The organism is Streptomyces sp. NRRL S-31, from assembly GCF_000718775.1.
Taxonomy (GTDB): domain Bacteria; phylum Actinomycetota; class Actinomycetes; order Streptomycetales; family Streptomycetaceae; genus Streptomyces.
Map to the genome: position 1 here is coordinate 1 of NZ_JOCB01000033.1, position 14,612 is coordinate 14,612.

The following is a 14,612-nucleotide window of genomic DNA, read 5'->3' on the forward strand; positions in this document are numbered from 1 at the left end:
CGTAGGGGGACTGCTCGCCCTCGCCGCGTGCTGGCGGGTGGGGGTGGACCAGGGTGCCGGCCTCGCCGCGGGCCGCCGCGAGGACCTCCCCGACCGTGGCCAGGCCGCCCAGCTCGGCCCGCAGCGGCCGGCCGAGGCGCGTGACCGCGCCGTCGGCGCGGGCCCGGTCCCGGCAGTGGAAGGCCAGCTCGCAGGCGGACAGGCACTCGGGCGCGTACGTCGCGGGGACCGCCTCCACGGCCGCCGTCAGCTCCTCGGCGGGCCGGTCGGGCGCGAAGCAGGTGCCCTCGGGCAGCGCCCCGGCGATGTCCTCGATACGGGTGAGCCGGGCGAGCTGGCGCGCGGTGACCGCGCGCTGCTTGCGCACGTCCACGGCACAGCCCGCGGGCAGGTTGGAGAAGTCCTTGGGGCACACCAGCAGCACCCGGTGGTGCACGCGCGGCGCGGGTTCGAGACGGGCGGCGACCTGCTCCAGGGCGAGCACGTACACCGCCGCCTGACGGGCCGCCGCGCCCGCCTTCGCCGGGTCGGCGGAGCCGTCCACCATCGGGAAGGACTTGATCTCCACCACCGACCAGCCGCCGTCCGGGTGCACCACCACCGCGTCCGGCTCCAGGAAGGCGGGCGAGCCCGCCACGTCCAGGGCGAGCATCGGGTGGTCCAGCAGCGTCCAGCCGCCCGCGCGCGTGGCCTCGCGCAGCGCCAGCGCCGTACGGGCCGTGCGCCCCTCGGGGCCGTGCGCGGTCAGGTCCGGCACGGCCGCGCCGGCGGGCGGCTCGGCGCCCGGGTCGAGGCGGGCGTGCGCCAGCCGCAGCAGCTCGGCGCCGCCGTCCGCCTTCACCCGTGCCTCGAACGCGTTGCCCCGGGTCAGGGCGAACTGGGACTGGCCGAAACCGGAGGGCGCTCCCAGCGCGGTCGCCAGCCGGGCCTTGTCCACCCCGGCCCCGTCCAGGACCGCGCGCCGCGCGCACCCCGGGTTCGCGGCGAGCGCCGCGAGGGCGCGCGCGTCCAGGGCCTTGGCCGGTACGTCGGGTCCGCGCAGCTCAGCGAGCCGGTGCCGGAGCCCCGTCGCCCGCGTCGGTGGGGGAGGCGTCCGGTCCGGCCGCGGGGTCGAGCCGCGACTCGCGCTGCCGTGGAATTCGCTCACCCGCGGAAGTCTGGCATCCGGCACTGACAATCGCGGAACCCGTGTCCCCGGCGACCGGCTCCGCACGGCGCGACAGCCGGGTCCGCAGCAGGTCCGCGGCCCGCATGACGCGCGGCGCCAGCAGCAGGCCGACGCCCATCACGACGACGCCCGCGACCGCGTCCAGGAAGTAGTGGTTGGCGGTGCCCATGACCACGAGCGCGGTCAGCAGCGGGTAGGCGACACCGATGACCTTCGCCAGGCGCGTGCCGCCGTGCCGCCACAGCATCACCCCGCACCACAGCGCCCAGCCGACGTGCAGGCTCGGCATCGCCGCGTACTGGTTGGTCATGCCGCCCATGCCGCGCGGGGCGCTGGCCTCGCCGCCCCACCAGCCGTAGGAGCTGTACTGCGCCATGGTGTCCACGAAGCCGTGGTCGGCGGCGAGCAGGCGGGGCGGGCAGGTCGGCAGCAGGGTGAAGCCGATCAGGCCGATGAACGTGGACGTCATCAGCCACGTGCGGGCCGCGCGGTAGTGCGCCGCACGCGCGCGGAACAGCCACACCAGGATGACGGGCGTGACCAGGTAGTGCAGCGAGGCGTACCAGAAGTCGGCCGGCACCCCGAGCCACGGCTCCCGCGTGAACAGCCGGTTCAGCGGGTGCTCGGCGTTGAGGTACAGCGCCTTCTCCACGCGCAGGATCGCCAGGCCGTGGTCGACGGCGCCGCCGACGTCACCGCGCGCGAGGAGCCGGCCGGCCGAGTAGCAGCCGTAGACCAGCAGGATCAGCGGCAGCTCGGTCCACCAGCGCAGCCGGGAACGGGGGGCCACCTCGGTGCCCGGTGTCTCGGTCTGCGGCAATCCGATCGCCCTCCCCCTTCTGCTGTGCGGCGCGCCCGGCGGGCGACCGTGCCACTTTACGGTGTCCCCGCGCCGCCCATGCGGGGCGATCCGGTCCCGCCCGACGTACCCGGATCACGAAGACGCCGGGATCGCCCGCCGGGTTGCCTCGGAGCGGGGTGCGCGATGATGGAGGGACCGCGTACAGCTGTCGTTCCCGTGGCGTCCGATGGGGCGTCACCCTCCCGGAGAGGTCTCTCATGGCACCGCGCATCCTGCTGGCCCGGCACGGACAGACGGCCTGGTCGCTGTCCGGCAAGCACACCGGCAGGACCGACGTGCCGTTGCTGGAGGAGGGCCGGCGCGGGGCCAAGCTGCTCGGCGAGCGGCTGCACCGTCCGCCGCTGGACGGGCTGGCGGACGCGGAGGTGCGCACCAGCCCGCTGTCCCGCGCGCGGGAGACGTGCGAACTGGCCGGGTTCGGCGAGCGCGCCGAGCGCTGGGACACGCTGATGGAGTGGGACTACGGCGCCTACGAGGGCATGACGCCGGCCGAGATCCAGGCGGTGCGGCCCGGCTGGCTGATCTGGCGGGACGGGGTGCCGGAGGGCGAGAGCCTCGCCGACGTCACCGCGCGCGCGGACGAGGTGGTCTCCTGGGCCCGCTCGGCCGACCGGGACGTCCTGGTCTTCGCCCACGGGCACATCCTGCGGTCCATCGGCGCGCGGTGGCTGGGACTGCCGCTGGACTTCGCCGCGCGGATACGGCTGAACCCGACGTCGCTGTCCATCCTGGGCTGGGCGTACGGCGAACCGGCGATCGAGAGCTGGAACGACGTGGGCCACCTGGCGCTCTGAGCGGACCACGGCGGGCAGTACGCCGGAAGAGGTGCGGGGCACCCGGCCCCGAAGGGGCCGGGGCCACCCGACCCGGAAGGGCGCGGGGCCACCCGACCCGGAAGCCCGGGGCCCCACGATGCGAAAGCCGCGGAGCCCCGAAAGCCCGGAGGCCCGAAAGCCCGGAGCCCCCAAAGCCCGGAGACCCGGAGCCCCGGAATAGCGGAACGTAGGGCCCCGGAACTCCGGAATCGAGAGGCCCGGAACCCTTGAACCCGGAACCCCGGAGCCCCGGAGCCCCGGAGCCCCGGAGCCCCGGAGCCCCGGAGCCCCGGAGCCCCGGAGCCCCGGAGTCCCGGAACCCCGAAGCCCCGGAACCCTGGAGCCCCGGAGTCCCGGAACCCTGGAACCCCGAAGCTGCGGAGCCCCGGAGCTAAATCCTCCCCGTCCGCGGCACGGACGCGTGCCGGTCCAGGAACTCCGACACCCCCGAGGCCCGCCGGTGCGGCGACAGCACCCGTGCCGTCCCCGCGAGCATCGTCTGGATGCGCGAGGACTGGACCTGGTCCAGCAGCGACAGCACCCGCAGGCCCGCCTGCGCCGCCTCGTCGGGACGCCCCGCGCGCGCGAGGTCGTCGGCCAGCTCCGCGGTGTACAGCGCGATGTTCCGGGTGAAGTGCGGGTCCTGGAGCCGTGCCGCGCGCCGCGCGTGCCGGGACGCCCGCCGCCAGTCGCCCAGCGTGGACCAGCACTGCGCCTCGAGCCCCTCCAGCTCCGCCTCGCCGTAGAAGCTCATCCACTCGGGGTCGGCGTCCGAGCGGCCCCGCGCGAAGAACGCCTGGGCGCGGCCCAGCGCCTGCTCGCAGCCGGTGCGGTCGGCGAGCCCCGCCCAGCCGCCCGCCTCGCGCAGCGCGAGCAGCGACATCAGCCGGGCCGAGCCGAGCGGCCCGGCGGCGCGCTGCGCGGCCTGCGCGGCCCGCACCGCCTCCCGGGGGCGGCCGGCGTCCCGGGCGAGGAACGCGGTGTTGCAGAAGGCGTGCGCCTCCAGCCCCGGGTCCCCGGTCGTCCGGGCGGTGGCCAGCGCCTCCGCGTAGTGCGAGCGCGCGTCGTCGAAACGGCCGGAGTCGTGGGCCAGCCAGCCGACGGAGATGGCGAGTTCACCGGCGCCCGTGTGCAGCCGGTCGGCGGTGGTCTGCCGGGTCGCGCCGGCGTCGAGCAGCGCGTAGGCCGCGCGCAGCGGGGCCGCCGCGCGCCGGTACAGCCCGTCCGCGCCGTGCCGGTCGTCGAGCAGCCGGATACGGCGGACCGCCTCCTCCACCGCCGTCGCCTCGGGGGTCCCGACGCGCCGCAGCGGTGGCCGGGCCGCGGCGGCGCCGGTGGTGAGCCCCAGCGGGGCCAGCGTGGCGGCGGCCACGGTGGCGCCTCCGCCGGTCATGAATGCGCGACGCAGCACGTCGCTCTCCTCGTGGTTCAGGGGGTCTTTCGCATGGGGGTCCCCCCGGTTCGGGCGGAGCCGGGAACGGGGGGGCGGTTCCTGGGGGTTGTGCGGGTCGTACGGCCCGTCGCCCCCGGGTGACCCGTCGGGCGCCCCCGCGGGGGCGGACCCGGCCGGTGTCCCGGGCGCTTCGGGTACCCCGGGTGCCTCCGGGGCCGTACGCGCCGCTCGTCCGCGGACGGAGGAGCGGGGCGCGAAGCCCAGGTCGGTGAGCGTGCGGCCCGGGTACATGTGCAGGAACACGCGCTCGTACGCGTAGTTGGGACAGCGGATCTCGCCCGCTTCGACCCGCCCGATGTAGCGCGCGTCACAGCTCACCCGCTCACCGATCTCGCGCGCCGCCCGCCGCACCAGTGCCGCGAACTCGGCGGGTGAACGCCGGCCGCGCAGCCGCCGGAAGGCGAGGTTCGGCCGGGGGGGCCGTTCGGGCTGCGACGAGGTCACCGTTGACGACGCCATGGCCGGGTCCTCTCGTGCGAACCGTCGAACCATGCCGCAACCGGGCGGTTCCGGGACGAGTCGCCCGTGTGACGCCTTGGTTCCGGCGGGGTTGAACGTACCTGGTGTGAAGGACCCGCCACGCGGTGTTTGGCCACAAACCGGATATCTCCTGTGAGATCTGCCATGAAGTGCCATCCTTTGCGGCGCACTTGTGCCGTTGCCGTTGACGGCTTCGCGCGTTGAACCCCGTGGACCGCAACAGGGCTGCGTGGTGGAGGCCGGCAGTGAAGACCAGCCAGAGCAACGAACCCCGTACGCCGTCGGCGTCCTCGCCGTCCGCGGCGGGCGACCCGGCGGCCGACCCGGTGTGCGACCCGGTGTGCGACCTCGTGACGGTACCGGCCCGGCAGGGCCTGGAGGCGGTCGACATCCTGCGGCGCGGGGCCGCGGACGCGGTGGGACCCGTCCTGCACGACGACGGCTGCGACACCCTCGGCTTCCTGGTGCCGGCCGGCACCGCCGCCTGCTGGGACGTGCCCGGCAGCACCTGTACCGAGACGGACGGGCGCGGGCTGCGGCTCGACCCGGGGCCGCCGGTCGAGGGCTCGGACTGGCTGCTGCCGCCCGGCGAGGCCGACCTCGCCACCGATCCGGCGGTGCTGCGCCGGGCCCTCGGGGAAGCGGCCCGGCTGATCGAGGCGGCCGACAACTGCCGGTGACGCGCGCCCGCGCGGGGCCTGCGAAAATGGACGGATGGGCAGGTCCAGGAACACACGGCGCAGGCCGGCCGCCGCGGCCGTCGAGGAACCGGTCGACGGCGGACTCGCGCAGCTCGTGCCCGACCCGGACCGCGACCGGGCCTGGACGCTGCTGATCGACGGCGCGCCCCAGTCGCACGTGGACCTGGACGACCCGGCGTACCTGTCCTTCGAGTACCAGCGCCGCCTCGGCCATGTCATCGACCTCGTCGCCCCGCCCGGCAAGCCCGTGCACGCCGTGCACCTCGGCGGCGGCGCCCTCACCCTCGCCCGGTACGTCGCCGCGACCCGGCCCCGCTCCACCCAGCAGGTCGTGGAACGCGACGCGGCCCTGGTCCGGCTGGTCCGCCGGGAACTCCCGCCGGACCCCAACGCGCGCATCCGCATCAGGTCGGCGGACGCCCGCGACGGCCTGGCCAAGGTGCCGGACGGCTGGGCCGACCTGGTGGTCGCCGACGTCTTCAGCGGCGCCCGCACCCCCGCCCACCTCACCTCCACCGAGTTCCTCGACGAGGTCCGCCGCGCCCTGAAGCCGTCCGGCGTCTACGCGGCCAACCTCGCCGACGGCCCGCCGCTCGCCCACCTGCGCGGCCAGATCGCCACCGCCGCCGCCCGGTTCGGCGAACTCGCGCTGGTCGCCGACGCGGCCGTGCTGCGCGGCAAGCGCTTCGGCAACGCGATCCTGGTCGCCGCCGATCTCCCGCTGCCGCTCGCCGAACTCACCCGCCGCGCCGCCTCCGACCCGCACCCCGGCCGGGTCGAACACGGCCGCGCCCTCACTGACTTCACCGGCGGAGCGGTGCCCGTGACGGACGCCGTCGCGGTGGCCTCCCCGGCCCCGCCGCCCTCGGTGTTCCGCTGACCCCGCGCCCGGGTCACCCCCGCACGCCCGGGCCGCGGACCGTCAGTACGTGCCCACCCGCACCCGCGGCGGCCCGTCGTGCCAGGTACGGAGGACCGACACCCTCGCATGATGCATGGGAGCGCTCCCATGATACAGGAGTGCGTCCCGTGCCGCGCGGCGGACGCCCCCTCAGGCCGACGCGCGCACCACGAGTTGCGTCGGCAGCACCACACCGCGCCGACCGGTGCCGCGGTCGGCGATCTCGTCCAGCAGCAGGCCCGCCATCGTGCGGCCCATCGCGGCCAGCGGCTGGCGCACGCTGGTCAGCGGCGGGTCGACGTGCCGGGCCACGATCGAGTCGTCGAAGCCGACCAGCGCGACGTCCCGCGGCACCCGGCGCCCCGCCGCCCGCAGTTCCAGCATCGCGCCGGAGGCCATCACGTCGGAGGCGGCGAAGACGGCGTCGAGCCGCGGGCGCCGCCGCAGCAGTTCCCGCATGGCCGCGCGTCCGCCCTGCTCCGTGAAGTCGCCCGTCTCGATCAGCTCGTCCTCGACGGCGACCCCGGCGTCCCACAGCGCCTCGCGGTAGCCGTCGAGCCGCGCTCTCGCCGCGTCCATGTCCGAAGGGCCCGTGATGGTGGCGATGGACCGCCGGCCGCCCGCCAGCAGGTGCCGGACGGCGAGCCGGGCACCGCCCCGGTTGTCCGCGCGCACATGGCCCAGCCGCTCCCGCTCGCTGCGGCGCCCGGCCAGCACGGTCGGCACGGCCAGCTCCGCCAGCCGGTCGGGCAGGGTGTCGTCGGCGTGCACCGCCAGCATCAGCACCCCGTCCACCCGCTGCGCGGCCAGGTAGGTCGCCAGCCGCCCGTGTTCGGACTCGTCGCCCGTGAGGACCAGCAGCAACTGCATGCCCGCGCTGGTCAGCGCGGCGGACACGCCCAGGATGATCTCGGAGAAGTACGGCTCGGAGAAGAGCCGGCTCTCGGCCTCGGGCACCACCAGCGCCACCGAGTCCGTGCGGCTGGTGGCCAGCGAACGGGCCGCGCGGTTGGGGATGTAGCCGAGTTCCGCGATCGCCTGCTCGACGGCCGCCCGGGAGCGGTCGCTGACCTTCGGGGAGCCGTTGATCACCCGCGAGACCGTGCCGCGGCCGACGCCCGCGAGGGCGGCCACGGCGTTCAGGGTCGGGCGCCGGACGTCCACCGTCCTGTCCGGCTGCGGCGGTTCGGCAGGACTCATCGTTCACCTTCCGGCGGTCCGTGGGAGGAGGGGCTTCATTCTGTCCCAGGAGTCACGGCAACGGCTCCGCCCCGGGGCGCAGTTGTCCGGAAGCGGGGATTGACCCTTCGGTGACCTGCCCCGACGCTGTACGGAAACAGCCGATGACGGGCCGGTTTCGTCTGGTGGCGCGACACGTTCACGTGACGTGCGGAACACGCTTGCGCAACAACGCCATCTTCAAGTCTTGACACTCGGCCCGGCACCAACGAGTCTTCCGGCATGCCGCGTGGGAGCGGTCCCACGCAGTGACCGGGGCTCTCTTCCGTTCGGACGAAACCACCCATGACCTTCCCCTCCACCCTGCATGGCACCCGTTGACCAGCACCTTTCCGCCGCACCTCCTGTGCTGTCGGCAAGCCGCTGCTCGAACCGAGAGGGCAGGTCCGGACCGCCGCGCCCGGCGGTCCGATTCCTGAGGTCCCGTTCCCCACTGGAACAAGGAGTAGTGGAATGCGCATCACCCGTACCGGCGGCGGTCACGGCCGCAGCGCCGCGGTCGTGACCACGACGGTCCTGACGGCCTCCGCCCTGCTGCTGACCGGCTGTAGCAGCGACGGCGACTCGGACACCGCGGATGCCAACGGGAACATCACCCTCACGCTGGCCGACTACGGGCAGTTCGGCTACAAGGAGGCCGGCCTGTTCGCCAAGTACCACGAGCTGCACCCGAACATCACGGTCAAGGAAGAGACCACGGCCAACGAGCAGGACTACTACCCGAAGCTCCTTCAGCAGCTGAACACGGGCAGCGGCCTCGGGGACGTCACGGGCGTCGAGGTCGGGCGCATCAAGGAGGTCGTGGACACCCAGGCGGCCAAGTTCACCGACCTCAGCAAGGCGATCAAGGTCGACGACTGGGTGTCCTGGAAGGAGAAGCAGGCCACCGCCAAGGACGGCACGGTGATCGGCGCCGGCACCGACATCGGCCCCATGTCCCTGTGCTACCGCAAGGACCTCTTCGAGAAGGCGGGCCTGCCCACCGACCGCGAGGCCGTCGCCAAGGCCGTCGCCGGCGGCTGGGAGGACTACCTCAAGCTCGGCGAGCAGTACAAGAAGAAGGCGCCCGGCGGCACCTACTTCATGGACTCCGCGTCCGCCATGTACAACGGGGTCGTCAGCTCCTCCGCCCAGCAGTACTACGACGCCGACGGCAAGGCGAACTACAAGGACAGCCCGTCCGTGCAGCAGGGCTGGAACCTGGCGGCCGAGGCCGCCGACAAGAAGCTGACCCAGGGCCTGCCGCAGTTCACCGACGCCTGGAACGCGGCCCTGCGCAAGGGCAGCGTGGCCACCGTCGCCTGCCCCGCCTGGATGGCCGGACAGATCTCCACCAACTCCGGGGACGCCTACAAGGGCAAGTGGGACATCTCCCGTGCCCCCGGTTCCACCGCGGCCAACTGGGGCGGCTCCTTCCTCACCGTTCCCAAGAGCGGCAAGCACGTCAAGGAGGCCACGGAGCTGGTCAAGTGGCTGACCGCCCCCGAGCAGCAGGCCGCGGTGTTCAAGGCGATCGGCGTCTTCCCCTCCAACAAGGGCGCCTACGAGCTGGCCGACGTGAAGGACGCCAAGCTGCCGTACTTCAACGACGCGCCCATCGGCCAGATCTACGCCGAGGAGGCCAAGACGATCCCCGAGGCGGTGCTCGGCCCGAAGGACGGCGTCATCAAGGACACGATCTCCACGCAGATCAACAACATGGAGCAGCGGGGCACCAAGCCCGCCGACGCCTGGAAGGCCGCCACCGAGACGATCGACAAGGCGCTCGGCTAGCCGGCCCGGGTGCGGGGGCCCGCCGGCCGCCCGCACCCCGTCCGCGCGGACGCGCCGGCTCCGCCGCCGGGTACGGCAGGCAGGTACACGGCACGGGGGAGGCGGTCCGCGCGGGTGAGCGCCCGCCGGCGCGAGCGGTGCCCGGGTCAGGGCACCGCCGCGACGCCGCCCGGCGGGGACCGGCAGCCGACGGCCGGACTCCGCCCCACACGCACGTCAGGCCGCGGCGTGGGTCGTTCGCCACCGGCCCGATCCGCGCGGGGAGCGGCGGACCGGCTCCCGGGCCCGCCTCCGCCCCCGCCTCCACCCGGCCGAAACCTTCAGGGAAGGACTCCCTCCGTGGCAACGACAACCCCCGCCCGGGGTGCCTACACCCCGCCGCCCGGCGGCACCGGTGCCGCGTCGAACGGACGCGACAGCTGGCGTACCAGGCTGTGGCGCTTCGACGACAAGGCGTCGCCGTACGCCTACATCGCCCCCTTCTTCCTGGTCTTCGCCGCCTTCGGGCTCTACCCGCTCCTGTACACCGGGTGGATCGCGCTGCACCGGGTGGAGATGACGGGCCTCGACCAGTCCGAGTGGGTCGGGTGGGACAACTTCGCCAAGATCCTCCAGGACTCCGAGTTCTGGACGGCCGTCTCCAACACCTTCGTCATCGGTGTCCTCTCCACCGTCCCGCAGCTGCTGGTGGCGCTGGGCCTGGCCCACCTGCTCAACTACAAGCTGCGCGCGAGCACGTTCTGGCGGACCGTCATCCTCACCCCGTACGCCACCTCGGTGGCCACGGCCGCCCTGGTCTTCGCGCTGGTCTTCCGCGCCGACGGCGGCATCCTCAACTGGGTGCTGCACTTCTTCGGCGCCGGCAACACCGACTGGGGAAACGGGGAGTGGACCTCCAAGATCGCCATCTCGGTCATCGTGATCTGGCGCTGGACCGGCTACAACGCCCTCATCTACCTGGCGGCCATGCAGGCGGTCCCCACCGATCTGTACGAAGCCGCCTCCATCGACGGAGCGACGCGCTGGCAGCAGTTCCGCAAGGTGACCATCCCCTCGCTGCGGCCGACGATCCTGTTCACCATCGTCATCTCGACCATCGGCTCGATGCAGCTGTTCGGTGAGCCGCTGCTGCTGCAAGGCGGCACCCTCGGCTCGATCGGCGGCAACGAGCACCAGTACGAGACACTCAGCATCTACCTCTTCAACTACGGCTGGAAGCTGGGCCACCTGGGGCCGGCGGCGGCCGTGGCCTGGGCCATGCTCGTCCTGCTGCTGCTCATCGCCCTGATCAACTGGATCGTCGGCCGGTTCGTGCGCAAGAGCGCGGCCTGACGGGAGCGACATCGATGACCACGACCAGTCCCACCAAGACCGCGCCGAACCTCGTCCCGGCACCGCTTCCCACCGCCCCCCGCAAGGGCCGCGTCCGTCTCCGCATGGGAGCCGGCCAGCAGCTCAGGGGCGGCCCGTTCACCTACGCCGCCCTGGTCGTCGTCGGCCTCGGCTCGCTCTTCCCGCTGTACTGGACGCTGGTGGCCGCCTCGCACGACCAGCAGCGCGTCCTGGACAACCCGCCGCCGCTCGTGCCGGGCGGCAGGCTGTGGAGCAACCTCCAGGCGGCCTGGGACCAGGCCCACCTGGGCAAGGCCATCGTCAACAGCATCATCGTGGCCGGCTGCATCACCGCCGCCACCCTGTTCTTCTGCACCCTCGCCGGGTACGCCTTCGCCAAGATGCGCTTCCGCGGCCGTGGTGCGCTGATGACCGCGGTCATCGCCACGCTGACGATCCCGCCCCAGCTCAGCGTCGTCCCCCTGTTCATGATGATGTCGGACATCGGGTGGGGCGGAAAGCTGGAGTCGGTGATCTTCCCGACCCTGGTCGGAGCCTTCGGTGTCTTCTTCATGCGCCAGTACCTGCTGGAGGCCCTGCCCTACGAGCTGGTCGAGGCCGCCAAGGTGGACGGGGCCAGCAACATCCGCATCGTGCTGAGCGTGGTCCTGCCCGTGGCCCGGCCCGCGATGATGGTGCTGGGCATGCTCACCTTCGTCCAGGCGTGGAACGACTTCTTCTGGCCCTTCCTGGCGCTGAACCAGGAGAACCCCACCATCCAGGTGGCGCTCGGCCAGCTCAGCGCCTCCTACACGCCCGACCAGTCCATCGTCATGGCCGGAGCGCTGATCAGCACCCTTCCGCTGCTGGTGGTCTTCGTCATCTTCGGCAAGCAGATCGTCGGGGGGATCATGGCGGGTGCGGTCAAGGGCTGAGCCGCCGCCCCGCCGCCGGGCCGGCCGCACGCGCCGGCCCGTCCCGCCCCCTCCTCCTTCCCGTACGCCGGACCGCCGTCCGCCGTTCCTCACTCATCGCTTTGGGAGCGCTCTCACCATGACCGCCGTACGACCTGAGACGACCGTCCAGCCGGCCTCGGACACCGCCTTCCCGACCGACTTCGTCTGGGGTGCCGCCACCGCCGCCTACCAGGTGGAGGGCGCCGCGGCCGAGGACGGCCGCACCCCCTCCATCTGGGACACCTTCAGCCACACCCCCGGCAAGGTCCGCAACGGTGACACCGGTGACATCGCCGCCGACCACTACCACCGGTTCCGCGACGACGTGGCACTGATGAAGGAACTCGGGCTCAAGGCATACCGGTTCTCCATCTCCTGGTCCCGCGTCCAGCCCACCGGCCGCGGCCCGGCCGTCGAACGCGGCCTGGACTTCTACCGCCGCCTCACCGACGCCCTCCTGGAGGCGGGGATCACTCCCGTCGCCACCCTCTACCACTGGGACCTGCCGCAGGAGCTGGAGGACGCGGGCGGCTGGCCGCAGCGCGACACCGCCCACCGGTTCGCCGACTACGCCGACCTGGCGGCCCGCGCCCTGGGCGACCGGGTCGGCATGTGGACCACCCTCAACGAGCCCTGGTGTTCGGCGTTCCTGGGGTACGGCTCGGGCGTGCACGCGCCGGGCCGCACCGACCCGGCCGCCACCCTGCGCGCCGCCCACCACCTCAACCTGGCCCACGGCCGGGCCGTCGGCGCGCTGCGCGCGGCCCTGCCCGCGTCCGCGCGGACCTCCATCACCCTGAACCTGCACCAGGTGCGCCCGCTCACCGACAGCCCCGAGGACGCCGAGGCCGCGCGCCGCATCGACGCGGTCGGCAACCGGATCTTCACCGGCCCGCTCCTGGACGGCGCCTACCCCGAGGACCTGCTGGCCGACACCGCGCACCTGGTCGACTGGGCGGAACTGGTGCACGACGGGGACCTGGCGGAGATCTCCCGGCCCATCGACCTGCTCGGCGTCAACTACTACTCGCCGACCGTGGTCTCCCTGCCCGCCGACGGAGCCGCCAGCACCAAGAACGACGGCCATGGAGCGAGCGACCACTCCCCGTGGACCGGCTCCGAGAACGTCGCCTTCCACCTCGCCAACGACCGGCTCACCGCGATGAACTGGGCCATCGACGCCGACGGCCTGCACACGCTGCTGACGGGGCTGGCGGCCTCGCACCCCCGGCTGCCCCTGATGGTGACCGAGAACGGCGCGGCCTTCGACGACTACGTCTCCCCCGAGGGCCTGGTCCAGGACCCGGAGCGGATCGCCTACCTCCACTCCCACCTGGACGCCGTCCGCCGTGCCATCGCCGACGGCGCCGACGTGCGCGGCTACTTCCTGTGGTCCCTGCTGGACAACTTCGAGTGGTCCTACGGCTACTCGAAGCGCTTCGGCGCCGTCTACGTCGACTACGCCACCCAGCGCCGCATCCCCAAGGCCAGTGCCCGGTGGTACGCCGAGGTGATCCGGGACAACGCCCTGCCCGCCTGACGGACGCCACGCGGCGGGCCCGGCCCGGGCCCGCCGTCCGGCGGAATCTCCGGGCGCCACCGTGACGCTGTTACATTCCTGGCCTGACGGTGGTGAACGGAAGGCGGCGTCCATGGCAGGCAACGGTGTGAGAGGCCGGCGCGGCCGACGGCCGACCCTGGAGGAGGTCGCCGCCCGGGCAGGGGTCGGCCGGGGCACCGTCTCCCGGGTGATCAACGGCTCGCCCCGGGTCAGCGACGCCACCCGCGCGGCCGTCGAGGCGGCCGTCGCCGAACTCGGCTACGTGCCCAACACCGCGGCCCGCGCCCTCGCCGCCAACCGCACCGACGCCATCGCCCTGGTCGTCCCCGAGCCGGAGACCCGGTTCTTCGCCGAGCCCTACTTCTCCGACATGCTGCGCGGGGTCGGCGCGGAACTCTCCGACACCGAGATGCAGTTGCTGCTGATCTTCGCCGGCAGCGACCGCGAGCGGCAGCGCCTGGCCCAGTACCTGGCGGCCCACCGGGTGGACGGCGTCCTGCTGGTCTCCGTCCACGCCGACGACCCCCTCCCCGACCTGCTCTCCCAGCTGGAGATCCCGGCCGTGATCAGCGGCCCGCGCTCGGCGGCCGAGTCGCTCCCCTCGGTGGACTCGGACAACTACGGCGGCGCCCGCTCGGCGGTGGAGCACCTGCTGGGCCGGGGCTGCCGCCGGATCGCGCACATCACCGGCCGGCTGGACGTCTACGGCGCCGAGCGCCGCGTCGCCGGCTACCGCGACGCGCTGCGCGACGCGGGCCACCCGGAGAGCGAACTGCTCATCGAACCGGGCGACTTCACCGAGGAGGGCGGCCGTCGCGCGATGACGGCCCTGCTGTCCCGCGCACCCGGCCTCGACGCCGTCTTCGCGGGCTCGGACGTGATGGCGGCGGGCGCCCGCCAGGTGCTGCGCGAGGCCGGCCGCCGCATCCCCGACGACGTCGCCCTCGTCGGCTACGACGACTCGGCCATCGCCCGGCACATGGACCCGCCGCTCACCAGCGTCCGCCAGCCCATCGAGGAGATGGGCCGCGCGATGATCGACCTGCTGCTCACGGAGATCGCCGCCCGCCGCCCGGCCGCGTCCCGGGAACCGGTCCGGCAGCAGGCGGTCCTCCCGGCGAAACTGGTGGTGCGGGCGTCCTCGTGAGACCGGTCGCCTTCCCGGACCGGCGCCGGGAAGGCGGGCGCCTCGCGTCGGCGGGGGAAAACGCAGCAGCCGGTGATCCCGTCTCGCGACGGAGTCACCGGCTGCTGACCCGGGGTGAGTGACGGGACTCGAACCCGCGGCATCCTGGACCACAACCAGGTGCTCTACCAGCTGAGCTACACCCACCATGACCGGCGGTGGAACTTGTCGTTTCCCCGACCGGC

12 protein-coding genes and 1 tRNA gene are annotated in these 14,612 nt (G+C 73.6%); 8 read left to right on the forward strand and 5 right to left on the reverse strand.

The features are described 5' to 3' along the window. A partial coding sequence (locus IF37_RS0115180; protein ID WP_052845200.1) for a hypothetical protein occupies nucleotides 1–1,042 on the reverse strand: 1,042 nt, incomplete at its 3' end. 1 nt (nucleotide 1,043) lies between these two features. Then, nucleotides 1,044–1,988, reverse strand: a complete 945-nt coding sequence (locus IF37_RS0115185; RefSeq protein ID WP_030742091.1) for a phosphatase PAP2 family protein — start codon at nucleotides 1,986–1,988, stop codon at nucleotides 1,044–1,046. A gap of 239 nt (nucleotides 1,989–2,227) precedes the next feature. Here IF37_RS0115185 and IF37_RS0115190 point away from each other — a divergent pair, with 239 nt between their 5' ends. Next, nucleotides 2,228–2,824 carry a histidine phosphatase family protein gene (locus IF37_RS0115190; protein WP_030742093.1) on the forward strand — a complete coding sequence of 199 codons (597 nt, stop codon included), beginning with the start codon at nucleotides 2,228–2,230 and terminating at the stop codon, nucleotides 2,822–2,824. Between the two features lie 412 nt (nucleotides 2,825–3,236). Here IF37_RS0115190 and IF37_RS0115195 read toward each other — a convergent pair whose 3' ends face one another. Beyond that, nucleotides 3,237–4,757: a hypothetical protein gene (locus IF37_RS0115195; protein ID WP_030742095.1), complete on the reverse strand. Its 1,521-nt coding sequence runs from the start codon at nucleotides 4,755–4,757 to the stop codon at nucleotides 3,237–3,239. 266 nt (nucleotides 4,758–5,023) lie between these two features. On the opposite strand from IF37_RS0115195, the gene IF37_RS0115200 reads away from it, so the two are divergent. Further along, complete coding sequence (locus IF37_RS0115200; RefSeq protein ID WP_030742097.1) at nucleotides 5,024–5,458, forward strand: hypothetical protein; 435 nt, start codon at nucleotides 5,024–5,026, stop codon at nucleotides 5,456–5,458. A gap of 34 nt (nucleotides 5,459–5,492) precedes the next feature. Further along, nucleotides 5,493–6,359: a spermidine synthase gene (locus IF37_RS0115205; RefSeq protein ID WP_030742099.1), complete on the forward strand. Its 867-nt coding sequence runs from the start codon at nucleotides 5,493–5,495 to the stop codon at nucleotides 6,357–6,359. 171 nt (nucleotides 6,360–6,530) lie between these two features. On the opposite strand, the gene IF37_RS0115210 is transcribed toward IF37_RS0115205, so the two are convergent. Next, a complete protein-coding gene (locus IF37_RS0115210; RefSeq protein ID WP_030742101.1) occupies nucleotides 6,531–7,580 on the reverse strand; it encodes a LacI family DNA-binding transcriptional regulator in 1,050 nt (349 codons plus the stop codon). Between the two features lie 492 nt (nucleotides 7,581–8,072). Here IF37_RS0115210 and IF37_RS0115215 point away from each other — a divergent pair, with 492 nt between their 5' ends. The 5 genes from IF37_RS0115215 to IF37_RS0115235 all read left to right on the forward strand — a co-directional run bounded on the left by IF37_RS0115215 (nucleotide 8,073) and on the right by IF37_RS0115235 (nucleotide 14,388). Then, complete coding sequence (locus tag IF37_RS0115215; protein ID WP_030742104.1) at nucleotides 8,073–9,392, forward strand: ABC transporter substrate-binding protein; 1,320 nt, start codon at nucleotides 8,073–8,075, stop codon at nucleotides 9,390–9,392. Between the two features lie 339 nt (nucleotides 9,393–9,731). Next, nucleotides 9,732–10,724 carry a carbohydrate ABC transporter permease gene (locus tag IF37_RS0115220; protein WP_030742106.1) on the forward strand — a complete coding sequence of 331 codons (993 nt, stop codon included), beginning with the start codon at nucleotides 9,732–9,734 and terminating at the stop codon, nucleotides 10,722–10,724. A 14-nt stretch (nucleotides 10,725–10,738) separates the two neighbouring features. Further along, nucleotides 10,739–11,659: a carbohydrate ABC transporter permease gene (locus tag IF37_RS0115225; RefSeq protein WP_030742108.1), complete on the forward strand. Its 921-nt coding sequence runs from the start codon at nucleotides 10,739–10,741 to the stop codon at nucleotides 11,657–11,659. Between the two features lie 118 nt (nucleotides 11,660–11,777). Continuing rightward, on the forward strand, nucleotides 11,778–13,220 hold the full coding sequence (locus IF37_RS0115230) for a GH1 family beta-glucosidase (protein ID WP_030742109.1): 1,443 nt from the start codon (nucleotides 11,778–11,780) through the stop codon (nucleotides 13,218–13,220). A gap of 112 nt (nucleotides 13,221–13,332) precedes the next feature. Further along, nucleotides 13,333–14,388 carry a LacI family DNA-binding transcriptional regulator gene (locus IF37_RS0115235; RefSeq protein ID WP_030742111.1) on the forward strand — a complete coding sequence of 352 codons (1,056 nt, stop codon included), beginning with the start codon at nucleotides 13,333–13,335 and terminating at the stop codon, nucleotides 14,386–14,388. A 113-nt stretch (nucleotides 14,389–14,501) separates the two neighbouring features. Here IF37_RS0115235 and IF37_RS0115240 read toward each other — a convergent pair. Further along, a tRNA-His gene (locus IF37_RS0115240) sits at nucleotides 14,502–14,574 on the reverse strand. Between the last annotated feature and the right edge of the window lie 38 nt (nucleotides 14,575–14,612).